We start from the raw sequence: 25,903 nt of genomic DNA, 5'->3' as shown, positions 1-25,903 counted from the left end.
TCTTTTTAAAAGATGAGATGAGAGAAAATTTTGCAAAGAGACTTAAAAATCTAAGATAGATAAAATCAAAAAAAGATGAGCATCTTAAGAACAAAATAAATGAATAAATCAATAGAGTGATTCAGTGCCAGCACTGCTGCAATAAAATATAGACTATCGTGACCCACTGTAAGTGTGATAGATCAAAAGTTCAAAGGAAATTTTGGAAAATTTGAAGCGAAAAAATATCTATGGAATGGATGGTCTTGCCTTGAATGAAAAAACCCTGCACATGGCAGGGTTTCTTTAATCAAAATCTAAAGATTATTTAGTTTCTTCAGCTTTTGGTTTTTCACGTAAGCGAATACCTAAATCACGTAGTTGATTTGATTCAACTGGTGCAGGTGCTTGCGTTAATGGACATTCAGCAGTCTTGGTTTTCGGGAATGCAATCACGTCACGAATAGAAGCACCACCCGTCATGAGCATCACTAAACGGTCTAGACCGAATGCTAAACCACCATGTGGAGGCGCACCGTAACGTAATGCGTTCAGTAAGAAGCTGAATTTCTCTTCGGCTTCTTCTTCACCAATACCCAAAGCTTCAAAGATCGCTTTTTGCATTTCTAAGTTATGAATACGTAGTGAGCCACCACCGACTTCAGTACCGTTTAACACCATGTCATAAGCCACAGAAAGTGCTGCACCTGGGTTATTCTTCACATCTTCAACGCTTGATTTAGGCAGTGTGAATGGGTGGTGAACAGAGGTCCATTTGCCATCATCTGTTTCTTCAAACATTGGGAAGTCAACCACCCAAAGCGGTGCCCACTCGCAAGTCGACATTTTCAAGTCATGGCCGACTTTAATACGTAAAGCACCCATGGCATCGTTTACAACTTTAGCTTTGTCTGCACCGAAGAACACGATGTCGCCATTTTCTGCGCCAACACGTTTCAAGAGATCAAGCACGATTGGCTCGATGAATTTCACGATTGGAGACTGTAAGCCTTCGATGCCTTTTTCAAGCTCGTTCACTTTAATGTATGCTAAACCTTTTGCACCGTAGATGCCGACAAATTTCGTGTATTCATCGATTTGGCTACGCGGTAGTGAACCTGCGCCCGGAACACGTAATGCAACGATACGGCCTTTAGGATCTTTAGCTGGACCTGCGAATACTTTGAATTCAACTTCTTGCATCAGGTCTGCAACGTCAACCAATTTCAAAGGAATACGTAAGTCTGGTTTGTCCGATGCATAGTCACGCATAGCATCGGTATAAGTCATGCGTGGGAATTTATCGAATTGAACATCAAGAAGTTCTTTGAACATCTTAACGGTCAACGTTTCCATTAAATCCATGATGTCATCGTCACTCATGAACGATGTTTCAACGTCGATTTGGGTGAATTCAGGCTGACGGTCTGCACGTAAGTCTTCATCACGGAAACATTTTGCGATTTGGTAGTAACGATCAATACCACCCACCATCAACAATTGTTTGAATAATTGTGGTGACTGTGGAAGTGCATAAAAGCTACCATTTGAAACACGGCTTGGCACTAAGTAGTCACGTGCACCTTCAGGCGTTGCACGGGTTAAAATCGGGGTTTCAACGTCTAAGAAACCATTGTCTTCGAAATAGTTACGAATTAGGTTGGTTAGCTTAGAACGGAAACGTAAACGATCTAACATTTCAGGACGACGGATGTCCAAGAAACGGTATTTCAAACGAATTTCTTCAGAAATATTGGTGTTGTCGTCATTCAATGGGAACGGCGGAGTTTCTGATGCAGCAAGAACTTCGATTTCTTTACCTAGAACTTCGATTTGACCGCTCACCATATTGGCATTTTCTGTGCCTGCATAGCGGCGACGTACACGACCTGTAATTTTTAATACGAATTCTGAACGTACTTTGTCCGCAGTTGCGAATGCTTCAGGAGTGTCTGGGTCAATAACCACTTGCACAAGACCATCACGGTCACGCATATCAAGGAAGATGACACCACCGTGGTCACGGCGACGGTGTACCCAACCGCAGAGAGTTACTGTTTCATCAATTTGAGCTTCGGTTAAAGAACCGCAGTAATGAGTTCGCATCATGGCGTTAAAAATCCAACTATATGGCTAAAGGTAGCGAATACGTAAACAGCGTACCGCCAGAAATAAAGGTAGGATTATGCCTCTTTGGACATTGACTCTCAAGGTATAGCTTAAAAAAGGTATGAAATAGCATTTAAGCGTTGGTCTAAATTCAGCCTAAACGATAGTCTCGATCTAAAAATAAAAACAGAATGCAGCCAAAGATTAAAATCAGCAAAGCGACTTGGCTAAACTCATTAATACTTCGCCCTGTAAAATAATACAGGTCTGACTTCCAAACTTGCGTGGGAATATAACGTGCATAGTCCAAAACACTGACTAAACCGCCTAAAAGGCTCAGTATGAACAGTCCCATCGCAAAGCGTTTGATTTTTAAACTGACAGGAAAATGTTGCCGATAGGTTTGGTAATAACGCCAACTCATCCATGCCAACAAGGGGAGGGCCAGTGCCGATGTGCCAATTTGTAAAATGCGGTGTAGCGGATAATAGTGCCCTAACAGTGAGACCTTCTGGCTTAAAAACGCATGTCCGAACAAAGTTCGGTGATCAACATGGGTGAGTCCGTCCCATAACAGATGAGTAGCCGTGCCGAGCAGTATTGCTAGAATAACGCCCACCGAAAATTTAAAAAAACGCAGCATATTGCTGAGTCTTAATTCATGCTGAATGCCTAAAAAACGATAAAAACAGGGCCGTAATAGCGCGTACCACAAAACACAAAAACTGAGTCCAATCCAAAGATCGGGGTGAATCAGTGAAGTCCAGTAGTGGGTAGTATTTGAATTGGCTTGTGTAAACAGTCGATAAAGATCAGGGGTCATACTGCCAATGGCAATGGCAGCAATCGGTAAACGGTCACCACTGAGTTTGGCTAAAGGGGGCGCGAGAACGGCATGTGAAATGGTAAAGGGCATTGATCTGTTGGCGTTGGCATCGACTTAGATGGATAGGGCAGTTTATCTTTTTTCTACGATTGGAATGTTTTTTATTGCAATGAATTTGAAATGTTATATTATAACAATATTCAAAAATTGTACGCTTGAGTGAGTTCCATGGCTTTCCATAAAAATTTGATAACGCTCTCTATTTTGGCGGTGGTCGCACCTGCCGTTTTTGCAGATGACACAACAACACAACAACTTGACACGTTGACCAGCCAAGCACATCCACTCGTTCAGACCGCTGCTGATTTTGCAGTCGCCGATCAGGTCATCGAGCAAAAAAGCTTAAAAGAACGTGCACCGACCATTGGGGATGCTTTGGCCGATGAGCTAGGCGTATATTCAAATCAATATGGTTCAGGTTCAAGCCGCCCCGTGATTCGTGGTCAAGATGGCCCACGCGTGAAGGTCTTACAACATGCTTCAGAAACTGCTGATGTCTCGACTTTATCGCCAGACCATGCCGTGACGGTCGATCCGATTTTGGCCAAGCAAATTGAAATCATCCGTGGCCCTTCAACCCTGTTATACAGTGCAGGCACCGTGGGTGGTTTGGTGAATGTCACCGATCAAAAAATTCCAACCCGCATGCCTGAAAAAGGTCTAGAAGGTACGGCTGGATTACGCTACAACTCTGGCAGTGATGAAAAGTTGGCCAGTGCTGGGGCGACGGTTGCTTTGGGGAGTCAGTTTGCTCTACGGGTTGAAGGTTCAAAGCGTGAAGCGAATGACTATATTGCGCCGAACTATTTCCATGAACATGAGGGTGAACTCGAAAAAGAACGTCGTGTTGGAAATACCTTTGCTAAAGGTGAAACCGTCAGTGTTGGCGGTTCATGGATTGGTGAGCGTGGTTTTGCAGGTATCGCCTATACCAACCGTCAAGATCAGTACGGTTTACCTGGGCACAGCCATGAATATGAAAGCTGTCATCCGCATGAGGATCATTTGCACTGTGACGGGAGCGATAATCATGGACATACGGATGAACATGATCACTCAGGACACGACCATGCACATGACGAACATGAGGCAGGGCCTTGGGTTGATTTAAAGTCGGAGCGTTATGACTTCCGTACAGAAATTTTAAATCCGTTTGCTGGGTTTGAGAAGTTACGTGCCCATGCTAGTTATACCGACTACCAACATGATGAAATTGAAGGTGATAGTGTTGCAACCACTTTTAAAAGTAAAGGTTATGATGCACGTCTAGAAATGGTGCATCAGCCGATTGCAGATTGGGAAGGTGTGGTTGGCGTACAGTACAATCAACAAAAACTAGATATCACTGGTGAAGAGTCTATTTTAGAACCGACCAAGACGCAAAAGTGGAGCGTATTTGGTTTAGAACATAAGCAGTGGAATGACTTTCATTTTGAGTTAGGGGCACGTATCGATCAGCAGAAGATTGATATTGAGTCCAATCGAAAAGACTATGATGATTATGCCGTGTCCTATTCGAGTGCTGTGAATTGGATGTTTGCACCGAACTATAAGCTGTCTTTGGTTGGATCACATCAAGAGCGTTTACCTTTGGCGCAAGAGCTTTATGCCGATGGTAAGCATCTTGCAACCAATACCTACGAGCGTGGCAATGAAAATCTCGATGTCGAAAAGTCCAATAATCTAGAATTAGGTTTCCATTACGATACGGATAAAATTGATTATCACGTTCATGTTTACCACAACTGGTATGACAACTACATTTATGCTCAAACTGCAGACCGTTACGAAAACTTCCGTCTAGTGGACTACACTCAAGACAAAGCGCGTTTTTATGGGACTGAAGCAGAAGCGTCTTATGCTCTCAATGATGTTTATAAAATGAGTATCTTTGGTGATTATGTCCGTGGCAAAATTGACAATGAAAATGCGCCACGGGTGCCTGCTGGCCGTTTAGGAACAAAAGTAAGTGCTAACTTTAGTGATACGTTGTCGGGAACGGCAGAGTACTACCATGTGTTTGAACAAGATCGAATTGCAAGCTATGAGACTGAAACCGAGGGCTATAATATGGTGAATCTCGGCTTGGCGTATAATGGTCAGTATATGCAGGGCAATGATTATCGCGTGTATTTCAAAGCCAATAACCTCTTAGATGAGACGGTTTATTCGCATACCTCTTTCTTATCGACCATTCCACAAGTGGGGCGTAACTTCACAGTTGGACTGGACTTTAGTTTCTAAGGTGCTATTTCAAGCTTCAACCCAACCTTTTCCGTAAAGAGGAGGTGCTCCCTCTCCTTTAAGGAGAGGGTTAGGGAGAGGTTACCAAAACATTGACAACAGAAATCCTCTTGAAAAATCAAACAATAAAACCTAGTCTGAGTATATTGGATTAGGTTTTTTGTTATGCGTATCTTTCGAAAATTACATCAAAAGCTCAACTGGACATCGACCCGTTATGTCGGTGTCGTGGTGGGTTTATTGGCTCTGACTTATTTAACGTCCGCGATTTACCATAGCGTTAAACCACTACCTGATGGGCTGGACTATACAGGCAAGTTACGTCATGCCGATGTCAAATTTATTGCAGATCAAACCTACATCGATGCACAAGGCAAGCAGCAACAAGATCATCATATTTTCAATGCAGTGTTTAAACTGATTGAAGATGCACAAACCACGATTGTGTTGGATATGTTCTTGTTTAACGATGAAGTGGGGACATCTCAAGCATCACAACGTGCTTTGACTCGTCAGTTGACCGATGCGTTGATTGTCAAGCGAAGCTTGCATCCGAATATTGAAATCAAAGTCATTACCGACCCGATTAACTCGGTGTATGGTGGGCTATTACCTGAGCATTACCGTAAATTACGTCAGGCAGGCGTGGATGTAATTGAAACCGATTTACGTCCGCTCCGTGCATCGAATCCCGTTTGGTCTGGTTTTTGGTATCTCTGTTGTCAAAATGCAGGCAATAATCCCGACGGTGGTTGGTTAAGAAACCCGTTTGGGGATGAAAAAATCACCCTACGTAGCTATCTAAACTTATTTAATTTCAAAGCGAATCACCGCAAAACTTTGGTGGTCGATACAGCGGAAGGTTGGAAAACCTTGGTCACATCGGCGAATCCACATGATGGAAGTTCGCGACATTCCAATGTGGCGCTGTTGGTGACAGGCAATACCGCAATTGATGTCTTGAAAACAGAGCAAACTGTGGCACATATGTCTCAGGGCGATGTACCAATGGTGATTCTAGGCGAAATTGCAGGAAATCCATCGCAGCCTCAGGTACAGGTACTGACTGAAAAAGCAATCCTAGATGCAACCCTCAACTTGTTGGATACCGCAAAGGCCAATGATCAGATTGATTTGGCGATGTTTTATTTGTCTGAGCGTCAAATTATCAATGCTTTAAAAAATGCGCAGAACCGTGGCGTTAAACTTCGGATTTTACTCGACCCAAATAAAGATGCATTTGGTCGTCAAAAGAATGGAATCCCCAACCGTCAAGTTGCGTCTGAGCTTAACGATGCCGGTATTACAGTACGTTGGTGTAATACTCAAGGAGAGCAGTGTCATAGCAAAATGATTTTAAAACGCCATGCGCAAGAAGCAGAGCTCATTTTAGGTTCAGCGAATTTTACCGCGCGGAATTTGAAAAATTATAACTTAGAGACCAATTTACGTGTGATTGGCCAGTCTAAAGCAGCGGTGTTTACAGATGCACAGCAATATTTTGATGGGGCATGGTCGAACTTAAATGGTCGTCAAATGAGTGTGGGCTATGAGCAATATAAAGATGAGTCGAAACTTAAATATGGGCTATACCGCTTTATGGAGTGGAGTGGTTTGTCGACGTTTTAGAGCCTTGTTTCTACCCTTTGGAAAGAGGCCTAGCACAGCTAGGCAAGAGAAAAGCTAAAATAAAAAAAGCGCAAGATGCGCTTTTTTTATTTGGACTTATTGCTCAGGATTTGGCGGGATGATTTGATCCAAATCTTTATCGGTCATGTTATCGAGTTCATGTAGATCGGTTTTGATTTTCCATTTTTCAGCATCTTCTACTGGACTTGGTAGACGTGCTTCTAACCAGTCACAAATCACATCAGGTGGAAAGTCAGCATGGTTACACTGAATGACCCATGCCAAGAATTGTTTGGCTTCACCATTCATATACGGCGGTGGTGAAACAGGTAAAAACTGCGTCGGTAGGCGCTCATTTTTAGAAATATAGTTCAGTACATGTCCCAGCTCTTGTACCGTTTGCCATGCCAAAGGATGATCTACATCAATTTGAAACTTAAACCACCATGCATTTTTGCCATCTGTGCCATAAGCATCAATCAGATTTTTTTGAATACTGGGCACTTTTGCAAAATATTCATAGAGTCGATCAAAACTTAATTCAGCCACGATTGTTCATCCAATACATTTATAAACAAAGATTAAGTATAAACTGAAAACATATACGATTTTTTGCTTTTCAAAGAAATCCTGCTTCAAACCTTATAGCGGTGATAACGGCTAGTGATCTAAAATTGACATTTTGTATATTTTTTATCCATAAAATGGGTTTAAAATAATAATATTCACCTCAGTGGAGGAAGATGATGAAATATTTAAAAATAATCTATGGAATAAGTTTACTCAGCTTGTTTCCTGCACTGAGTTTTGCTCAACCCACGACGCGTTATTATGGAAAACCGCTGACTTCGCAAACGCAGCGTTTCCCAACCTATGCTGGGCCGTATCAAGGTGCAATGCCCAGACCCACATCACCGCCTCAAATTGAACCCCCTCATCACAGACCACCTCCGCACCATCCACCACATGGCGGATATCCGATGCGACCCGGTGTGGGTATTATCTACCGAGCACCCAGCTATTCAACCTATAGTCAGGAAACCAATAGCTATGTGTATGGGGATGGCGACTCCAGTATTGAAAGCCGTGATTATGTGTTGATTACCGATTGGCGACGTTTGGGATTACCAGACCCACCTGAAGGCATGCACTGGATCTATGAAAATGGACGCTACGCTTTAGAACCTAATTCAAAATAAATGAATCTTTGCTTGATACAAAAAACCCTCCGTTGTTTAGACGGAGGGTTTTTTAGTGGTCAATAAAGAATTAAGCGAGTTCATCATCTTGTGGGCGTGGTGTTTTCCCTTCAGGCAAAGGCTTGTCGGCATGTTTATCCCGAATTACTGAAGGATAATTCCACGATGCATAACGGACCACCAAGATTGCAATCGCCATAATTAAAATTGAACCCGTAATAATCACCAAATCCATATCAGCTTTGTGGTCATGCTGGATATCGGAAATTAAAAGACGGGTGAGGGCGGTGATGGCGATATAAATTAAAAAGCGGACAGGCATGTGGTTGGTTTTAAAATAGATACCGACCATTGCGCCCAGCTCTAAGTATATGAATAAAAGTAAAATATCATCAATTGAGGCATATTGTTTAATGGTCAGTATCTCATAAACGGTATGTCCTGCCGACCAAATCACCATACAGCCAATAATAAATAAAGCCACATAGTGAAAGCTTTCTACTGCAGTATTGCCCAGTTTATCGAGGAGGGTTTCTATTTTCTCTATTTTAGGGTCACGGTTGGTCATGGCTGCCTCCTGATATGTTGATGGTGGTTTATTGCATCATATGCAAATTTCATGCACGTGACGTATAAAAGCAAAAATAAAGCTGAGCCATAAAAAAACGCCTGACGAAGCAGGCGTTTTTTTATTCAGTATTTAGGCGATTAAGCTTGGCTGGTGAAGTAGTCTTCAGAGAAGTTCATGATGACTTCTGCACCTGCTTTTACTTTTGCAATACGTAAGTCGATTTCAGGCAAAATACGTTGAGCGAAATAAGCTGCAAGCGCCAGTTTGTTTTGATAGAAGTCACCATCTTTGGCTTTTGCCGCATTGGCAATTCTTGCAAACATATAGGCAAAGCTGAGTAGGCCAACTGCATGTAAGTAATCCACTGCTGCAGCATTCGGGAACTCTGCACTTTCAGTAGCACGTTCAAGTATATACTTGGTCACTTCTTCCACTTCAGTTGCTGCATCGAGTGTTGCATCTTTAATGAAGTTTAGGTCTGCATCTAAGCCGTTAGCAAAGTCACGGATTTCAGTAATGTAGTCTGCGATGAATGCACCACCACATTTAATGGTTTTACGACCGATCAAATCTTGAGACTGAACGCCGTTGGTGCCTTCATAGATTTGTGCAATACGTAAGTCACGTACACATTGCTCCATGCCCCATTCACGAATATAACCATGACCACCGAACACCATTTGTGCATCTAAAGTTGCTTGGAATGCAGTGTCGGTTAAGTAGGCTTTTGCAATAGGGGTTAACAGTGCAACACGGTCATTGGCTGCTTTTACTGCTTCTGGGTCTGTTGAGAACTTGGTGATATCCAGTTGCTGGCCCACGTAAACTGCAAATGCACGAGATGCTTCATTGTTCGCACGTGCATTAAGCAACATGCGACGTACATCACCATGAACTAAAATGCTGTCCGCGGGTTTAGCTGGCGATTGAACACCCGACGCACTACGACCTTGTAGACGGTCTGTCGCGTACTGTGCAGCATTTTGGTAAGCAAATTCAGATGCACCTAAACCTTGAATACCCATCGATAAACGTTCGTAGTTCATCATCACGAACATTGCCGCAAGGCCTTCATTTTCTTTACCGACCAAGTAACCTTTGGCACCGTCAAAGTTCATCACACAAGTCGCAGACGCTTTGATCCCCATTTTGTGTTCAATCGAACCTGGACCTGCGGCATTACGCTCGCCTACAGAACCATCTTCATTCACAAGGAATTTAGGTACGATGAAGAGTGAAATACCACGTGAACCCGCAGGTGCATCAGGAGTTTTTGCTAGAACTAAGTGAATGATGTTTTCAGCTAAGTCGTGGTCACCGCCAGTAATAAAGATTTTGGTCCCTGTAATATTATAGGTGCCGTCTTCGTTACGTTCAGCTTTAGTTTTGATAATGCCTAAATCTGTACCTGCATGTGGCTCAGTTAAACACATGGTCCCAGACCATTCGCCTGAGTAAATTTTAGGTAAATAGGTTTCTTTTTGTTCTTGCGATGCATAGCTGTTTAGCGCCATACCCGCACCGACAGAAAGAAGCGGGTAGAGCATGAATGATGGGTTGGTTGCGAACAGCATTTCATCTGCAAGAACCGTCAGCATTTTTGGCATGCCTTGACCGCCCCATTCTTCATCAGCCGCTAAGCCAATCCAACCGCCTTCAGCATATTGCTTAAACGCTTCTTTAAAACCAGCAGGCGTGGTAACTGCACCATTGCTAAATGTTGCACCTTCTTCATCACCTGTACGGTTTAAAGGTAGGGTTACGTTCTGCGCAAATTTAGCCATTTCCTCGAGGATCGCTTCAGCCGTCGCACTGTCTACATGAGCTAGATTTTCATTAGACTGCCAGAACTGATCTGCATTGAAAACGTCATTGAGGATAAACTTCATATCCGCAAGTGGGGCATTATAAATTGGCATGTTCGTTCACCTGTTTATTGTTTGAATCTCTGTAGACTTAGGACAGCTTAATTAACAACGGAGAGTGTTGTCAGATGACCCAAGCGAAATAACGCTCTATTTATAAAGAAAAAGGACTGCCAAAGCTATGACTGTCCTTTTTCATTTCTGTACTCAAGAGTACAACTATTTCGAATATCGAATTAGTTATTAACTACTTAGAATGCAAAGTGCTCTGCATCTAATGCGAATAACGGTTCTACGCCACCAGCAATCACGTCAACGTGTGAGCGAACACGTGGAAGGATCTTCTTGAAGTAGAAACGTGCAGTCGTTGTTTTTGCGTTGTAGAAGTCAACTTCAGTGGTACCTGCAGCCAATGTTTCTTGTGCTACAAGTGCCATGCGCGCCCATAGGTAAGCAAGGGTTACATAACCAGAGAAGTATAGGTAATCGACCGCAGCAGCACCCACTTCATCTGGGTTTTGCATTGCTTTCATACCAATTTGCATGGTTAAGTCGCCCCACTCTTTGTTAAGAGCAGCAAGAGGTTCAACAAACTCTTTCATTGCAGCATTGTCTTTGTTTGCTTCAACAAATTTGTGAATAATCTTAGTGAAGTCTTTCAACATTGCACCTTGAGTACCCAAAACTTTACGGCCTAACAAATCAAGCGCTTGAATTTCAGTTGTCCCTTCGTATAGACACGCAATACGTGTATCACGAACGATTTGTTCCATGCCATGCTCTGAAATAAAGCCGTGACCACCAAATACTTGAACGCCGTGTTTTGCAGATTCAGAACCTGTTTCAGTCAAGAATGCTTTTGCAATTGGCGTAAGCAGTGACAAGATGTTGTCAGAAGATTTACGCTCTTCTTCCGTTGCACCTTGCTCAACTACGTCCGCATGTAGAGACAATAAGTAAACCAGTGCACGACCACCTTCAGCAAATGCTTTTTGAGTTAACAGCATGTTACGAACAGCAGGGTGAACAATAATTGGATCGGCTTCTTTTTCTGGTGCTTTAGGACCTGTTAAAGAACGCATTGCCAAACGGTCTTTCGCATAGGTTAATGCACCTTGGAATGCACCTTCAGATGCAGATAAACCTTGAATTGCAGTACCAATACGTGCTGTGTTCATGAATGTGAACATGCAGTTTAAGCCACGGTTTTCAGGCCCAATGAGGAAACCTTTTGCATTGTCAAAATTGATCACGCAAGTTGAGTTACCATGGATCCCCATTTTATGTTCGATTGAACCACAACGTACCGCATTACGCTCACCCACAGTACCGTCTGCGTTTAAGTTAAACTTCGGTACGATGAATAAGGAAATACCTTTGGTACCTTTAGGTGCGCCAGGAAGACGAGCAAGAACGATGTGAACAATGTTCTCAGCCATGTCATGTTCACCCGCTGAGATAAAGATTTTCTCACCCGTGATTGCATAGCTACCGTCAGCTTGTGGCTCAGCTTTAGTACGGATAATACCCAAGTCAGAACCAGCATGAGATTCTGTTAAGCACATCGTACCTGTCCAAACACCTGAAACAAGGTTTGGTAAGTAAGCATCTTTTTGTTCAGCAGAACCGTGATGTTCTAAAGTACGAACTGCACCATGAGAAAGACCAGGGTACATACCCCATGCCCAGTTCGCAGTACCGACCATTTCTGAAATTACGTTACCCAAAGAAACAGGTAATGCTTGACCGCCGTACTGCTCTTCAGCAGAAAGAGACGGGAAGCCAAGTTCGATATATTTTTGATACGCTTCTTTAAAGCCAGTTGGCGTTGTAACAACGCCATCATTCCAAGTACAACCTTCGCGGTCGCCGCTTTGATTGATTGGAGACAATTCGTTTTCACAGAAATCTGCAGCAGCTTCTAAATATTGGTCAACCAATTCACGGCTTACGGTTTCCTGAAATGCAGGCAATTTAGAATAGTGTTCTTCTGCATTCAATAGCTCATGCAGTACGAATTGCATATCACGTAAGGGCGCTTTGTATTGTGGCATATCGGTTTCCTCAATACTGGTTTAACCAGCTTATAATCCTAATAAACATAAAAACGTGTCTTCTTTGACACGGATTGGAATAACTTAATCGTGCAACATCTTCTAATTTGGTACAAGCGGTTCGGGTGCTTTTCTTGGTGACTGTAAAGTCAAATAAATATTATTAAAAATCGCTAAGTGCACTGAGTGTAAACAGTTTTGCTGCTTTTGGCATGACATAAATAGTCAAAAAGCGTAAAAAGTTATGTCCAATAAAAAAGGCGCAATTTGCGCCTTTTTGATCTATTTATGCTTTTTAGAGTGGCTTAAGCGGCCTTATTCGGTGCTGAAACAGGGGCTTTAGGCTGGAAGTGAACCATACATTTGCCATCTACTGTTTGTGTGCCGACTTTTAGCTGCACGGCTTTACCATCGGTTTGACCTTGGCAGGCTTTTGTCGCGGCTTTTTGGCGCGCTTGACGTTCAGCTAAACGTTGATCGTATTGCTGGGTTAACTCAGCACGTTTCGCATCGGTTAGCGGTTCGCCACGCTGCATATGCATGCCACGGAATTCACCACGATCGGCTTGATCGCCACGCATTGGGCGGTGTTCACCACGTTTCATTTCATCACGGTTCGGTTTAAACGAAATCGCACATGTGCCTTCTAGTGTTTGTTCACCTGCTTTAACTTGGACTGCTGAACCCACCGCTTTGCCATCGCAGGCTTTTTTAATGTCTTGCATGACCTGTTTGCGTTCAGTACGCATTTTTTCAAATTGTTCGCGTTGTTCAGGTGTCATGTGACGGTCTTTTTGATAATGACCATGCATATGTTGCGACTGCTCCATATCTTTTGGTGCTTGGGTGGATTGACAGGCAGTCAACGCACCTACAGATAAAACGCTGGCAGTGGCTAAAGCCATTTTTGTCATCTTATTCATTCTACAACTCCCCCATACAAGAGCATGTGATTTTGGATGATTAAAGATTAAATAATAAAGATGTAGAAACAATGGAGAGTTTTTTGATGCAGTGTTCTATACAATAACAAGGCAAAAGAACGACCGAGAGACTGCTTTTGAAGATTCGCCGCGTACCGATTGCATTGCGCTTATTCCTCACTGTATTACTGACCACTTTGGTGATTACCACGGTGAGTTTAGGTGTGCTGCATTGGACGATGCAAAAGAATTTTGCCAAATATGTGGCGGACGTGGAAATGCAAAAGCTCGATCATCTGATTGATAACTTGGCAGGCGTTTATAGTACCTATCATGACTGGGGCAATGCCATTCAAGCGCAAATTTTGCAGATTGAAGGACATGCTGCGCCAGATGATTATGACCGTCTCTCTCGTTGGTGGTTGCGCCGCCAGTACGACATTGCTCTGCAACAGCGTTATTTTAAAGAAAATACCAAAACCTTACTCAGTGATGTCTCTACCACTGAAGTCAAACATGAAAAACAGATTTTAACCGAACAAGAACTGCAAGCTTTGGAGGAAAATTTACCTTCTGAGTTTCAACCCTTTGAAGGTTTAAAGTTCCCACTCAGCGCCAATCAAAATGTGTTCCGTCCAGATCGTAAAAAAGAAGAGATTGAACAAGAGAGCAAACAAAACACAGGTAAAAAACAGTTTATTTCCACACCTGACCGTTTAGGTCTTAGTTCGCGGTTATCTTTATACGATACGCAGCGTCAGTTTGTGGTCGGTGAACCCTCGGATGATCAAGTTTCTTTCCGTCCTATTGTGGTGAATAACCAAGTGGTGGGGTACTTGGCGCTGAAACCAGTTCTCGATCAAGATGATGCGTTGAGTATTAACTTCTTTAGTAACCAAAAACGTTATTTATTACTGGTCTATGGTTTAACCGTTTTTGCCAGTTTAATTGCTGCGTTGTTACTTGCGACTTATTTTAAGACACCGATTCAACGCTTGTTGAATGGTACGCGTGAATTAACCAAGGGTAATTTTCAGCATCAAGTTAAAGTGAATCGAAACGATGAGCTGGGTGATTTATCCAATGAACTGAACCAACTGGCGGTGATTTTAGATCAGCATGAAATTTCACGTCGTCAGTGGGTGTCAGATACTTCACACGAGTTGAAAACACCGCTGGCAGTGTTACAAGCACAGATTGAAGCGATGCAAGACGGTATTCGAAAACCAACACCTGAGCATTTTGAATCGATGCTACGCCAAGTCACCAGTTTGAAAAAACTCACACATGACTTGGCCGATTTGGCACAAGCAGAAGCACAGCAATTAAACTGTTACTTTGCAACCGTGAACCCGTGGGCGGTGATTGAGCAAGAAGTGGAAAACTTTAAGCCCAAATTTGAACAGGCCCATTTAAGCATCAGTGTCGAAGGTGAGGGCGCTGAGTTACAACTTGATATTGACCGCTTTAAGCAAATCATGGTCAATTTGTTGGGTAATAGTATTCGTTATACCGAAGCGGGTGGTCAGGTTCGAGTTCATACGGAACAGTCCGCAACAGATTGGACGGTCTATGTCGATGACAGTCCATATGGCTTAAGCGATGAGCAGTTGGCACGACTCGGTGAGCGTTTCTATCGGGTAGATGACTCGCGGACGCGGAGCACAGGTGGTACAGGTTTAGGTTTGGCTTTATCGGCTAAACTGGCACAGGCTTTAGGCGGTGAATTGAGTTTTGATCATTCACCTTTGGGTGGTTTACGTTGCAAGTTAACGTTCCCAAAAAAATGAAACACAAAAGGAAGTATGTATGAAACATATTATGCTGGTTGAAGATGAAGTAGAACTTGCACAATTGGTCCGCGATTATCTTGAAGCAGCGGGCTTTGAAGTCAGTATGTTTCACGATGGTCAGGAAGCCTACGATAGCTTTACGCAGCGTAAACCGAGTCTGATGATTTTAGACTTGATGGTGCCGCGTATGGATGGCTTGACCATTTGCCGTAAAGTCCGTGAACAGTCGGATTTGCCGATCATTATGGTCACCGCGCGTACGGAAGAAATCGACCGCGTGCTTGGCTTGAACATGGGGGCAGACGACTATGTGTGTAAACCCTTTAGCCCGAAAGAATTGGTGGCGCGTGTTCAAGCCGTATTACGCCGTTTAGAACGTAAGGCTGAGCCTGAAGATCAGTCTTTGTTCCGTATGGATAAAGCGCAGCAACGTATTTGGTATCAACAAAAGCCTTTAAACCTAACGCCGACCGAGTTTCGTTTACTGGAGTTGTTTTTAGAGCATGTGGGGCAAGTCTATTCACGTGCGCAGTTGCTGGATCATATCAACCCAGACAGCTTTGAAGTGGCTGACCGTGTGATTGATAGCCATATTAAGAATTTACGTCGTAAGATTTCAGATGCAGCTGAAACAGGCAACCGTCATGAATGGGTGCAGGCGGTATATGGGGTAGGCTACCGTTTTGAATATCCTGAAGATTAATTCAGTTTTCTGAGCGATAAAAAAAAGCGGATAAGCCTTGGTTTATCCGCTTTTTTTATGGGATGGACTCAAGGCGGTAATCAAAATCAACCGTTCGCTTAAATCTCTAGCTTGTGAAATGAAACTGATCAATTGGCGATTTTAAAGGACAAGACTGGTTGATCGTCTGTGCAAGCGGTACAATTCATTTTTTTATCAGATGAGCATGTGTTTTGAGCAGCGAGACGCCTAAACTTCAGCGCCGTTTAAAGAACCGCCATATTCAATTGATCGCCATGGGCGGTGCAATTGGTACAGGTCTGTTCTTAGGTTCAGCACATATTATTGAGTCTGCTGGCCCATCTATTATTTTGGGTTATATGATTGGCGGTTTGATTGCATTTTTAATTATGCGTCAGCTCGGTGAAATGATTGTGCATGAGCCAGTGACGGGTTCATTCAGCTACTTTGCCTTTAAATATTGGGGGCGGTTTTCAGGCTTTTTAACGGGCTGGAACTACTGGGTGCTGTACATCTTAGTGGTGATGACTGAGCTGACCGCGATTGGTAAGTATGTGAATTACTGGTGGCCACATATTCCTGCGTGGGTCTCGGTGCTGGTGTTTTTTGTGGTGATCACGTTGGCCAATCTCGCTAATGTCAAACTGTATGCGGAGTCTGAGTTTTGGCTGTCGATGATTAAAGTTGTGGCGATTATCGCCATGATCATCTTCGGGGTTTACCTGTTGTTGACGGCTGATGTCGGTTCAACCGCATCCGTCACTAATTTGTGGGCACATGGCGGGTTTTTCCCACATGGCTTTGAAGGCTTGTTTTATATGTTGGCCTTTATGATGTTTGCCTTTGGCGGTATTGAGTTGATCAGTATGGCGGCTGCGGAAACCGAAGATCCTGAAAAGAACATTCCAAAAGCAGTCAATCAAACGGTGATTCGGGTTTTTCTATTCTATATTTGCTCGCTGGCGATTCTTTTGTCTCTGGTGCCTTGGAATCAATTGGATTTGGGTGGCTTAGATAAAAGCCCATTCGTACTTATTTTTAAGCAAATTGGCATTGATTGGGCAGCGCATTTACTCAATTTTATTATTCTGACTGCATCGGTTTCTGTTTGTAATAGTGGGATGTATGCCAATAGTCGCATGCTTTTAGGTCTGGCCGAACAAGGCAATGCTCCACAAGTTTTTAAGCAGGTTAATCGACAAGGGACACCGATTGCGGCTGTTTTATTTTCAGCATTACTGATTTTTGGTTGCGTGCTGTTGAATTACTTTTTGCCTGAAAAAGCGCTCAGTTATCTGATTTATATTGTGGTCAGTGCTGCGGTGTTGAATTGGATGATGATCAGTTTGATCCATCTTAAATTTAGACAGAGTATGAAAAAACAGGGCATTCAAACCAAGTTTCCAGCGTTATTTGCACCGTTTAGCAATTATTTTGTTTTAGTATTTATGCTGATGATTTTATATATCATGTGGAATCAAGGTTTTATGCTTTCCGTGTTGATGCTTCCTGTCTGGATCCTGGTGTTATTTGTTTTATTTAAAACATTGAAGCCGAAGAAGAGCTAAAGCGTAAGTAATGATGTTAAAAAAGGACTCACTATGAGTCCTTTTTTATTGGGCTTTGGATTGTTTGGGGTTCTGATTCATGGGTAAGTTATAAGCATTTTAAATAATGTTTTAGTTTGTCTTTTGCTATGCAGAGGGTCTATCAGTCTGTATTCAAATCAGCGAAGCATTCTACAAGCCATATGTATGTCACCTATGGTTGGACTGTGAGATGGCGTCCTAACTTTTCAACAATGGAATCAAATAAGCAACTGAGCAGGAAAATGACTAAGACTTTACTGATTCTCAGCCTGTCTTTGTACGAGTTCACCCTGACTTTCTGATTAACTTGAGTGGAGAGTGAGCGACTCGCATACTCCATCTTTTCAGATTGATATGTATAGATAATTAAATAGGCAAAATTGAGAAAAGAGTGGTTGTATTTCCGACAGATTGAAGCAGTGAGCTATAAAGTTGATTTTAAAGTACTCAAAAAGTAATTTTTAGGGCTAAGGCTCAGCTTTAGTTATCCTGAAAACTATCCACAATTTCTGCGGATAATTTTGGGGGTAAGTCTAATTAAGCTTATTTTTCTATGTACGTTTTGGCTTACATTAATTCAAGCAGATTGCGTCTAGGTCAGCTCTGAAATGTTTTATATGATGCAGATATAGAGAACAGGAAGTTCCAAAACATAAAACAAAAATGATAAGTTCAACACTAGGATGTGAGGTACGACAGGAGTTATACCTAGCTAACCAATACGAAAAAGCCCGACAGGATGTCGGGCTTTTTTTTATCATCTATAAATGTCTCATTTCACTTTTCGTTTCGAATTTTGGGTTCCAAAGTGGGCAATACGTAGAAAATGTTAAAAAACTGTTTAGCCGAGACAATATACGTTCAAATCCATGACCTGTTTGATACAGTGATAGGGTTGAGCTTTAGAAAATATAATAGGAATAATTAAAAAATCTTTTTCATTCAATACATATTTAGGTGATGGCTTGAAGTGCAGCGATTCGCTGTCTTTGTAGTTTATTCAGCTTGGATACCACGAGCTCATAAGAACTTTGTACTAGATCAATAACTAAATCCGAATCTAAGTCTTCATGCTCATAAATTGAAATCCAATGCTTTTTATTCATATGCCATCCTGCATGAATATACGGATAAATATCACGTAGCATCGCGCCGTGGTCAGGCGTAACTTTTAAGTTACTTAAAGCTGCCCCACTTAAAGATGAATTGAGCAAAAACATTTTATCCATAACTTTATAGACATCACAGCCTTCACCAAAAGGCTGACTACACGTCACTTCTGGCAGGGCAAGTGCAGCTTTTGCAGCAATAAGGTGTAAGGACATGATGATCATCACTCTAGTGGGCGAAGCCCTGTGGATATTGTTTAATTTATCCACAGTCTAAGCCAAACGCTTAAGAGGAACAACTCACCATCACCTCAGGAACATCCGTTGGCAAAGGTGCTAAATCCTCAGCTTTCTCTAGTGCTACATTTCGCTCAAACGGTTGGCTAAGCAGGTCAAATAAGCGTTCGACTTCTGAGAAATCATTGCGCTCAGCCAGTTCAATCGCTTTTTGTGCCATGTGATTGCGTAGGATATAAACAGGGTTGGCTTGTTGCATGGCTGCATTGAGTTCTACCGTGTCTTGATTCGCACGAATTTGTTCATATTGCGCGAGGAAACTTTCAAACTGACGACGGTCAAGGCAGTCATCTTTAATCATTTCATATTGTTGATTCTGCAAACGCGTAAAGCTTTGTGTGTAGTCGAGCTGCTCGGTTTGTAGAATTCGTAAGAAGGTCATGGCACAGTCAAAACTGTCAGTATGAAAATGAGGTAAGCCCATTTTCTGACTTAAACCCAGTTTGTAGTGCTCCAAGAACGTGGGTTCATAGTGCTCTAGGCAATCGGCAAGGTCTTGCTTCCATTGTTCTTTGTCATAGTCTTGCGGACAAAGCGGAATGAGGTTATTCAACCATGTCCATAAGTTCCAGTGTCCAATGCTCGGTTGCTGCTGATAGGTATAGCGGCCTTGATAGTCAGAGTGATTGTTAATCCAATTCGGGCGGAAGCGTTCCATAAAACCATAAGGGCCAAAATCGAGGGTTGAGCCTGTAATGTTTAAATTATCGGTATTCATCACCCCATGTGCGAAGCCGACCAGTTGCCATTTGGCAATCATTACCGCAGTCCGTTGAATCACTTGGGTTGCAAATGCCAAAATAGGTTGTTCCGTATCTAAACAATCGGGGTAATGCCATGCGATGCACTTTTGGGTAAATTCGTCGAGTAAATCAGGTTGATACTGGTTGATCCACTCAAAATGTCCCAAGCGAATATGACAGTCCGATGTACGTAACATGATTGCACCGAGTTCCAGTTTCTCCCGCTGTACACCTTGAGCTGATGAGGTAAAGCCCACCGCGTTGCTTGAAGCCACGCCTAAACTATTCAGCGCATGTCCAGCTAAATACTCACGAATGACAGAACGAAGTACCGCACGACCATCTCCCATACGCGAGTAAGGCGTAGAGCCTGCGCCCTTTAAATGCAGGTCAATGGTTTGCCCATGTTGATCGAGAATTTGTGCGATCAATAAACCCCGACCATCACCGAGCTGTCCTGCCCACTGACCAAATTGATGTCCTGCATAAACCATTGCCAAAGGTTCAAATTCACTAAAGGTTTTTTGTCCGCTACAAATCTCTACCCAAGACTGTTTGTCGGCTTCAGACCATTGCAACTGTTCTGCTAAAGCGGCATTGAAATGCCCCGCTTTTGCGCCTTTCAGTGGCAGGGGCTGTTGATGGTGATAAAGCTTTGAAGGAAGGAGGGAGTAGCGTGAATTGAACTGCATAGTGAAGGATCACAAGGGATAAGCCATGACCCCATCAATATAGCAAAGTTTTAGTGTTAAGGCATATATCCAACTATTTTAGTCAACTATAAACAGCTTGGCACCCTTTGAGGTAGACGAGCGATGGGCTTCGGCTTGATCCGCAACTTGGTAACTCATGCCAGCCGTGAGGGTGAAGCTACGACCATCATCTAGTTCGGTGTGTAGTTCGCCTTCTAAGCACAACAAGATATGCCCTTTTGAACACCAATGGTCGGCCAGATAGTTCTCAGAATACTCCACCATACGCACGCGAATCGCATCAAATTGCTGAGTACGCCATAGGGCATGACCTTGATCACCTGTATGGTGGGTGGTTGGTATCTCGGCCCAGTTGGTGATATCGAAAGGAATATTCTTAATATCCATGTTGTTATCCTTTATAAACTGCTAAAAAAAGCCCCTTGCGGAGCTTTCTTTTGAAATGGTAAATCAGAGATTAGTTATTGTGAAACAGGCGCTTTTTTAATGCTGCGCATCAGTGTGGTCAAGGTTTGACGATGATGACCTAAGCGCTGTTCGACTAACTGAAACTCAATTTTGAGTTTCTCATCCATCTGGTGAATTTTTTCTGCCACAGCCGTTTTCTTGGCTTGAATTTCTTGTTCTTTCAATTTTGCCCAGTCATTCAAGGTCTGGGTGAACGCATCATACTCTTGTGCAATACGAGCTTTAGCGGAACTAATGTCATCACTGACATTTAGACCATGAACTTCTAAGTCCTGTTCTGCGTATTTAAACTTCATCGCAAGTTCAGCTTTTTTAATATTAAAGCTTGGAATACGGCGTAAGTTTTTAGCTAAACCGAGTTTTGAGCATGACCAAATCAACCATTTTGTTGGATCATATTGCCACCATTTCACGCCGTTACGATAGTCGTATTGGAAAATGTGGTGGTAATTATGATAACCCTCACCCCAAGTGGCAATGGCTAACCAGAAGTTGTCACGTGCAGTATTTTCATCGGTATATGGACGCTTGCCCCACATATGACATAAAGAGTTAATAAAGAATGTGACATGGTGGCTGAGGATTAAACGCATTAATCCACCCAATAATAACACGCCCCATAGGTCCCCTACAGCCCAACCAATTGGTAGTAAAATACCAGTGTGGACGATGATCACTAAAGGAACATAGTATTTGTGTTGGAACATGACCAGTTTGTCATTGAGCAAATCGGGTGCATTTTTAAAGTCAGGTTCTGCTGATGGATAGTCACGAAGCATCCAACCCATGTGCGCATACCAAAAGCCATTGTTAATCGAGTACGGATCTTTCTCGATATCATCGACATGGCGGTGGTGGGTACGGTGACCTGAACTCCAAAATAAAATACTGTTTTGCACGGCAAAGGTACCCATAATCATCAAAATGATTTTTAAAGGTAAGCTTGCTTCATAAGCACGGTGTGCCCATAAGCGGTGATAGCCAGCGGTAATACCTAAGCTACTAACACCCAGTAATACAAACATACTGATCCAAGCGGCTAAGCTGAAATCATGCTGAAAGGCATATAAGGGAATTGCAATCACAGCCACAATCGGAAGAAAAACCAATGCAAAAATTGCAACCCAGTTAAATGGGGCTTTGGGTAGGGGAGCATTCATCTCCAACAGCACTCCTGAAACCTTGGGAGGTATAAATGGAAGGTCAATCCATTACTTTTTGCATGGATTAAGCTACAGCATATTAGCATGAGCGAACCTTGGTTCACTAGCATTATTGTACAGATGTATTGTACTAAACAGTAACAGAATACGAATGTTTAGATATCGAAATTACCGAAGCTTTTCTAGGCTTTATAGTAGCAGAGCGATCAATATGAAAAATAACCATTTTCAGTGCTACTACTCATGTAAAACTCAAGTCAATCTGTGGCCTGTTCAATGCACATCTATCAAATGTTGTAGCATCATTTTAGGAAAATCGGTAATTAATCCATCAATGCCACAGTCACGTAAATGTTTGGCGCGCTCGATGTCATTCACTGTCCAAACACTAATGGCTAAATTCGCTTGTTGTGTGGCTTTTAACAGGTCATCGGTTGCCAGTTGGTTCATCCAGCCGATTTGGCAACAGTCGTATGTGAGCGCTTGTTCAATCGCAAGATGTTGAATATCGGCTTCAATCAATAAGCCACGTTTAAATGGGGAGTGTTGATCTTGGAGTGCTTGTAGGATTTTAAGATCAAAACTGGTGATGACCGCACTGTGTTCAAAGCCTCTAAGTTGCTGTGTGAGATGTTGTGTCAGTCGTTCCGCTTCAGCTTGTGTTTGCACGGCTTTGACTTCAACTTCAAGATGTTCGAAGTCCTGCATAATCTGGAGTGCTTGTAGCAATGTTGGCGTACTTTGCTTTTCCCAGTCTAGCCAAATATGTGCTTGGTTATAGGTGTCGAGTTGTGTGCTGTTTAATGGGTAGAGTGCTTGGTCGATACCAGTGGTTCGGAGCATGTTGTCATCATGCATAATGATCAGCTCATGATCTTTGAGCTGACGAACATCAAATTCGACCGCACGTATGCCCAGATCATGAATATATTGAAAACCGCCGAGTGTATTTTCTGGGGCTTCGCCACGTGCACCACGATGTCCGATGATTCTCATATTGAACCTGAGCTATATACGTCTTTTGAGTGATTGTAGCGCTAAAAATATCTGATTGGGATAGATTCTAAGGTGGGAATATTAGATATGCGTAAATGCGATTCGTAATGGTTTGAGGCAGAGCTGAATTTGAATGAAAGGCTTCTGTGAAATTTAGGATAAGAGATGGTAGTAGATGAGTTTTACGCTTGGCAAATGCTTTTGGTTTCTATTCCCAAAAGAAAAATAATATCAAAAAGTCTTCCAGTGAATTGATCACAGGAAGACTCTGAAAAAATCTATTTCGTTCTAAAAACTTAGAATCGTTTAAATAGTTTCATTGATATTTTTTTGCCAAAGTACTTCCGAGCCACCTTCAGCACGCTGTAAAGCACGCGATGCAACAAAAAGCCAATCCGATAAGCGGTTGAGCAACTGTAGTGCGGTGCTTTGAATATTTTGATCACGCGTGTGCACCGACATTAAGCTACGTTCAGCTCGGCGACATACCGCTCGTGCTTGATGTGCATAGCTACATGCCAAAGAACCCGAAGGTAAGATAAATTCTTTCAGCATGGGTAAGTCTTCATTCATGCGGTCAATTTCTTGTTCAAGAAACTCAATACAAACCGGTTGCAGCAAGTGATAGTTTGGAATACACACTTCACCGCCTAAGTCGAAAAGCCAATGCTGAATCAGGCTTAAGCTTTTATCCCATGTGGCTTTGTCTGTGATTTGGCTTGCAGTAATTTGAGCACGAAGCACACCAATCGTTGAATTGAGTTCATCCACATCACCAAGTGCGGTAATTCTTAGATCATCTTTAGTGACACGTGATCCATCACCCAGACCTGTGGTGCCTGAGTCGCCAGTACGGGTATAAATTTTACTTAAACGGTGGCCCATAATTTTTCCTAGGTTTAAATGAAAAAAAGGATAATGTCGGTCAAGAACATTATCCATAAACTGCGCTGTTTTAAATTGTTTTTTGAGTCTTTACGTTAAATTAATAACGGAAAGTGACTCCTGCGGAAGCGAAACGACCGCCGTTGATGTACCAATCTTCTGGGGAGTTATCCCAAGAACTTGCCGCTTTATATGCTTCTCGATATTGAACATCACCCATGTTTTGAATGTTAGTAAACACTTTAACTGTTGGGTTAATATTCCAATAGGCATTGAAGTCGACAGTTGCATAACCTGGAACTTTTACGCTATTTGCACTATTGCTAGCATTGGCATGTGAACGAGCTATTATCGAAGTACTAAGTCCATAGACAGCATTTTCTAGTCCTGCGGTGAAGGTAAGCGTCTGTTTTGGGCGATAGGCAATTTCTAAACCTGTTGCTTTATTTTCAGTTTCAACATAAGCATATTCTGTCGCGAGGAATAAATCGTCTTGTTTCCATTTCAGACCTGCCTCACCACCTGTAAAATTGGCTTCGCCAACATTTTGATTCATGCTGTCGCTATAGACGATTAAGTTATCCACATTGGTGCGATAAACAGAAAAACTAGTCGCTAGATTATCCGTAATCGCATAATCAAAACCTAGTTCATAAGAGATGCTTTCTTCGGGTTCTAAATTTTCATTACCGCCCCACTGAGAATAGAGTTCATTTAGGGTCGGAGCACGGAATGCACTGCCAATATTGGCATAAACGCTTGCATTAGGCAGGAAATGATAGCGAATAGCGCCTTGACCTACTGTGTGGCTTCCAAAAAGCTCATTGTCTTCTACACGCAGACCAACTTGGGTGTCAAACAGTTCATTTTTAAATTGGTGTTGTAGATAATAACCTGTGCTATTAACGCTCTGATCTTGATTTTTGATTGAGCTGGTTTTGTAGTTGGCGTCATTATAAGTTGCACCAACTAAAATATTTTGATTTGGTGTGAATTTCCATTTTAGGTTTAAATCACTTTGGTTATTTTCAGTGTTGTACTGCGTGAAATATGATGGAACATCTTGCTTGTCTTGAACGTTTGCAAAATGTGCACCTAAAATTAGATTTTGTAGAATGTTGTAATCAACTTTCGCATTAATAACACGATTTACAAAATTACGAGGAGCTGTATTGGTAATGTAGTCATTACTGAAAATACTTGTTCCTTTATTTTCACTAATCGAAGCAGAAGCATCAATCTGATTTTCTTGGAAATATCCAACTTTTGCATTATAGCCTTTTTGATCATAGCTGGCCTTATCACTTTTATCTTGGCTTTCAAAAATACGAGTGCCATCACTTTCTAAGCGTTGGCCACCTACTTGAGCATAGAAACCTTGATCAGTGACTAAATCTGCTTTTACAATGGTTTTATAGGTATTGTTTTCACCATAGATACCAGTTAATTCTGCACCAGACTTCACAGGTTTTTTTGAAATAAGCTGAACTACACCACCGATTGCATCACTACCATATTGGACGGAAGCGGGGCCTTTCAAGATCTCAATTTGTTGAACATCTGAAGTATCTAAAAAAGCAGGATAAAGTGGGCCAAGTTCATTTTGACTATTTAAACGCGCGCCATCTTTTAAAACTAAGGTATGGACAGCTTTTGTTCCACGCAATCCAATTTCAGAAATTTGTCCCATACCGCCACTTTGTTTCACGTAAACAGAAGGATCACGTTGAATTAAATCTGATAAGTTGAGAGTTGGATGCTTTTCGATTTCACTTTTTGAAATCACAGAAATACGTGCTGGTACGTCTTTAATCTTTTCTTCAGAACGTGTGGCAGTCACAACTAGTGTATCTAAAGACGCATTAACGCTGTCTTGTGCAGATGCAGAAACGGAGAAACCCATCGCAATAGCGATTGCACCCACTAAAGCTGTAGGCTGAAATAAATTTGGCATGCTGGCTCCATACATTCACCCCCCGTGAATG

Annotated in this window: 20 protein-coding genes; 6 read left to right on the top strand and 14 right to left on the bottom strand. The window is 42.4% G+C overall.

The features are described from left to right. Positions 1-303: 303 nt before the first annotated feature. Together aspS and RR876_RS12910 are read right to left on the bottom strand one after the other, a co-directional pair. A complete protein-coding gene (aspS, locus tag RR876_RS12915; RefSeq protein WP_332477954.1) occupies positions 304-2,088 on the bottom strand; it encodes an aspartate--tRNA ligase in 1,785 nt (594 codons plus the stop codon). A 151-nt stretch (positions 2,089-2,239) separates the two neighbouring features. Beyond that, positions 2,240-3,004 carry a DUF4184 family protein gene (locus tag RR876_RS12910; RefSeq protein ID WP_332477955.1) on the bottom strand — a complete coding sequence of 255 codons (765 nt, stop codon included), beginning with the start codon at positions 3,002-3,004 and terminating at the stop codon, positions 2,240-2,242. Positions 3,005-3,142: 138 nt separating this feature from the next. Between RR876_RS12910 and znuD the strand changes: the two genes are divergently transcribed. Together znuD and RR876_RS12900 are read left to right on the top strand one after the other, a co-directional pair. After that, complete coding sequence (znuD, locus tag RR876_RS12905; protein ID WP_332477956.1) at positions 3,143-5,218, top strand: zinc piracy TonB-dependent receptor ZnuD; 2,076 nt, start codon at positions 3,143-3,145, stop codon at positions 5,216-5,218. A gap of 165 nt (positions 5,219-5,383) precedes the next feature. After that, on the top strand, positions 5,384-6,847 hold the full coding sequence (locus RR876_RS12900) for a phospholipase D family protein (RefSeq protein ID WP_332477957.1): 1,464 nt from the start codon (positions 5,384-5,386) through the stop codon (positions 6,845-6,847). A 96-nt stretch (positions 6,848-6,943) separates the two neighbouring features. Here RR876_RS12900 and RR876_RS12895 read toward each other — a convergent pair whose 3' ends face one another. Then, positions 6,944-7,396, bottom strand: coding sequence for a hypothetical protein (locus RR876_RS12895; protein ID WP_332477958.1), 453 nt, complete (start codon positions 7,394-7,396; stop codon positions 6,944-6,946). A 194-nt stretch (positions 7,397-7,590) separates the two neighbouring features. On the opposite strand from RR876_RS12895, the gene RR876_RS12890 reads away from it, so the two are divergent. Next, positions 7,591-8,046 carry an RcnB family protein gene (locus RR876_RS12890; protein WP_332477959.1) on the top strand — a complete coding sequence of 152 codons (456 nt, stop codon included), beginning with the start codon at positions 7,591-7,593 and terminating at the stop codon, positions 8,044-8,046. A gap of 70 nt (positions 8,047-8,116) precedes the next feature. On the opposite strand, the gene RR876_RS12885 is transcribed toward RR876_RS12890, so the two are convergent. From RR876_RS12885 to RR876_RS12870, 4 genes are all read right to left on the bottom strand, one after another. Then, a complete protein-coding gene (locus RR876_RS12885; protein ID WP_004983586.1) occupies positions 8,117-8,614 on the bottom strand; it encodes a phosphate-starvation-inducible PsiE family protein in 498 nt (165 codons plus the stop codon). 140 nt (positions 8,615-8,754) lie between these two features. After that, on the bottom strand, positions 8,755-10,536 hold the full coding sequence (locus RR876_RS12880; RefSeq protein ID WP_332477960.1) for an acyl-CoA dehydrogenase C-terminal domain-containing protein: 1,782 nt from the start codon (positions 10,534-10,536) through the stop codon (positions 8,755-8,757). A 197-nt stretch (positions 10,537-10,733) separates the two neighbouring features. Next, a complete protein-coding gene (locus tag RR876_RS12875; protein ID WP_332477961.1) occupies positions 10,734-12,536 on the bottom strand; it encodes an acyl-CoA dehydrogenase C-terminal domain-containing protein in 1,803 nt (600 codons plus the stop codon). Positions 12,537-12,841: 305 nt separating this feature from the next. Further along, positions 12,842-13,459 (bottom strand): hypothetical protein, encoded by a 618-nt coding sequence (locus tag RR876_RS12870; protein ID WP_332477962.1) that lies wholly within the window; start codon positions 13,457-13,459, stop codon positions 12,842-12,844. A 137-nt stretch (positions 13,460-13,596) separates the two neighbouring features. Between RR876_RS12870 and baeS the strand changes: the two genes are divergently transcribed. The 3 genes from baeS (at position 13,597) to RR876_RS12855 (ending at position 17,523) form a co-directional block, all read left to right on the top strand. Then, positions 13,597-15,249, top strand: a complete 1,653-nt coding sequence (gene baeS / locus RR876_RS12865) for a sensor histidine kinase efflux regulator BaeS (RefSeq protein WP_332481894.1) — start codon at positions 13,597-13,599, stop codon at positions 15,247-15,249. Positions 15,250-15,268: 19 nt separating this feature from the next. Continuing rightward, a complete protein-coding gene (locus RR876_RS12860; RefSeq protein ID WP_004697755.1) occupies positions 15,269-15,955 on the top strand; it encodes a response regulator in 687 nt (228 codons plus the stop codon). A 212-nt stretch (positions 15,956-16,167) separates the two neighbouring features. After that, complete coding sequence (locus RR876_RS12855) at positions 16,168-17,523, top strand: amino acid permease (RefSeq protein ID WP_242759613.1); 1,356 nt, start codon at positions 16,168-16,170, stop codon at positions 17,521-17,523. A 974-nt stretch (positions 17,524-18,497) separates the two neighbouring features. Here RR876_RS12855 and RR876_RS12850 read toward each other — a convergent pair. From RR876_RS12850 to RR876_RS12820, 7 genes are all read right to left on the bottom strand, one after another. Beyond that, complete coding sequence (locus RR876_RS12850; protein WP_332477964.1) at positions 18,498-18,869, bottom strand: MmcQ/YjbR family DNA-binding protein; 372 nt, start codon at positions 18,867-18,869, stop codon at positions 18,498-18,500. 70 nt (positions 18,870-18,939) lie between these two features. Further along, the gene (locus tag RR876_RS12845; RefSeq protein WP_332477965.1) at positions 18,940-20,385 is read right to left on the bottom strand and encodes a YdiU family protein; all 1,446 of its coding nucleotides are present in this window, start codon (positions 20,383-20,385) and stop codon (positions 18,940-18,942) included. Positions 20,386-20,463: 78 nt separating this feature from the next. Then, a complete protein-coding gene (locus RR876_RS12840; RefSeq protein WP_332477966.1) occupies positions 20,464-20,793 on the bottom strand; it encodes a DHCW motif cupin fold protein in 330 nt (109 codons plus the stop codon). A gap of 74 nt (positions 20,794-20,867) precedes the next feature. Then, positions 20,868-22,034 carry an acyl-CoA desaturase gene (locus RR876_RS12835; protein ID WP_058951655.1) on the bottom strand — a complete coding sequence of 389 codons (1,167 nt, stop codon included), beginning with the start codon at positions 22,032-22,034 and terminating at the stop codon, positions 20,868-20,870. Positions 22,035-22,310: 276 nt separating this feature from the next. Then, positions 22,311-23,033 (bottom strand): glycerophosphodiester phosphodiesterase, encoded by a 723-nt coding sequence (locus tag RR876_RS12830; protein ID WP_332477967.1) that lies wholly within the window; start codon positions 23,031-23,033, stop codon positions 22,311-22,313. Positions 23,034-23,339: 306 nt separating this feature from the next. After that, positions 23,340-23,918, bottom strand: a complete 579-nt coding sequence (locus RR876_RS12825) for a cob(I)yrinic acid a,c-diamide adenosyltransferase (protein WP_078388464.1) — start codon at positions 23,916-23,918, stop codon at positions 23,340-23,342. Positions 23,919-24,018: 100 nt separating this feature from the next. Further along, positions 24,019-25,872, bottom strand: coding sequence for a TonB-dependent receptor (locus tag RR876_RS12820; protein ID WP_332477968.1), 1,854 nt, complete (start codon positions 25,870-25,872; stop codon positions 24,019-24,021). Positions 25,873-25,903: the final 31 nt, after the last annotated feature.

The organism is Acinetobacter sp. (assembly GCF_036666595.1).
Classification (GTDB): domain Bacteria; phylum Pseudomonadota; class Gammaproteobacteria; order Pseudomonadales; family Moraxellaceae; genus Acinetobacter.
Note: the sequence above shows the minus strand (reverse complement) of the source record. Positions and strands in the feature narration are given on the sequence as shown.

Excerpts from the sequence above, each read along its gene's own strand:
- aspS (WP_332477954.1), bottom strand. The coding sequence starts at position 2,088 with ATGATGCGAACTCATTACTGCGGTTCTTTAACCGAAGCTCAAATTGAT.
- RR876_RS12910 (WP_332477955.1), bottom strand. The coding sequence starts at position 3,004 with ATGCCCTTTACCATTTCACATGCCGTTCTCGCGCCCCCTTTAGCCAAA.
- znuD (WP_332477956.1), top strand. The coding sequence starts at position 3,143 with ATGGCTTTCCATAAAAATTTGATAACGCTCTCTATTTTGGCGGTGGTC.
- RR876_RS12900 (WP_332477957.1), top strand. The coding sequence starts at position 5,384 with ATGCGTATCTTTCGAAAATTACATCAAAAGCTCAACTGGACATCGACC.
- RR876_RS12890 (WP_332477959.1), top strand. The coding sequence starts at position 7,591 with ATGATGAAATATTTAAAAATAATCTATGGAATAAGTTTACTCAGCTTG.
- RR876_RS12885 (WP_004983586.1), bottom strand. The coding sequence starts at position 8,614 with ATGACCAACCGTGACCCTAAAATAGAGAAAATAGAAACCCTCCTCGAT.
- RR876_RS12880 (WP_332477960.1), bottom strand. The coding sequence starts at position 10,536 with ATGCCAATTTATAATGCCCCACTTGCGGATATGAAGTTTATCCTCAAT.
- RR876_RS12875 (WP_332477961.1), bottom strand. The coding sequence starts at position 12,536 with ATGCCACAATACAAAGCGCCCTTACGTGATATGCAATTCGTACTGCAT.
- RR876_RS12870 (WP_332477962.1), bottom strand. The coding sequence starts at position 13,459 with ATGAATAAGATGACAAAAATGGCTTTAGCCACTGCCAGCGTTTTATCT.
- RR876_RS12860 (WP_004697755.1), top strand. The coding sequence starts at position 15,269 with ATGAAACATATTATGCTGGTTGAAGATGAAGTAGAACTTGCACAATTG.
- RR876_RS12850 (WP_332477964.1), bottom strand. The coding sequence starts at position 18,869 with ATGTCCTTACACCTTATTGCTGCAAAAGCTGCACTTGCCCTGCCAGAA.
- RR876_RS12845 (WP_332477965.1), bottom strand. The coding sequence starts at position 20,385 with ATGCAGTTCAATTCACGCTACTCCCTCCTTCCTTCAAAGCTTTATCAC.
- RR876_RS12840 (WP_332477966.1), bottom strand. The coding sequence starts at position 20,793 with ATGGATATTAAGAATATTCCTTTCGATATCACCAACTGGGCCGAGATA.
- RR876_RS12835 (WP_058951655.1), bottom strand. The coding sequence starts at position 22,034 with ATGAATGCTCCCCTACCCAAAGCCCCATTTAACTGGGTTGCAATTTTT.
- RR876_RS12830 (WP_332477967.1), bottom strand. The coding sequence starts at position 23,033 with ATGAGAATCATCGGACATCGTGGTGCACGTGGCGAAGCCCCAGAAAAT.
- RR876_RS12825 (WP_078388464.1), bottom strand. The coding sequence starts at position 23,918 with ATGGGCCACCGTTTAAGTAAAATTTATACCCGTACTGGCGACTCAGGC.
- RR876_RS12820 (WP_332477968.1), bottom strand. The coding sequence starts at position 25,872 with ATGCCAAATTTATTTCAGCCTACAGCTTTAGTGGGTGCAATCGCTATT.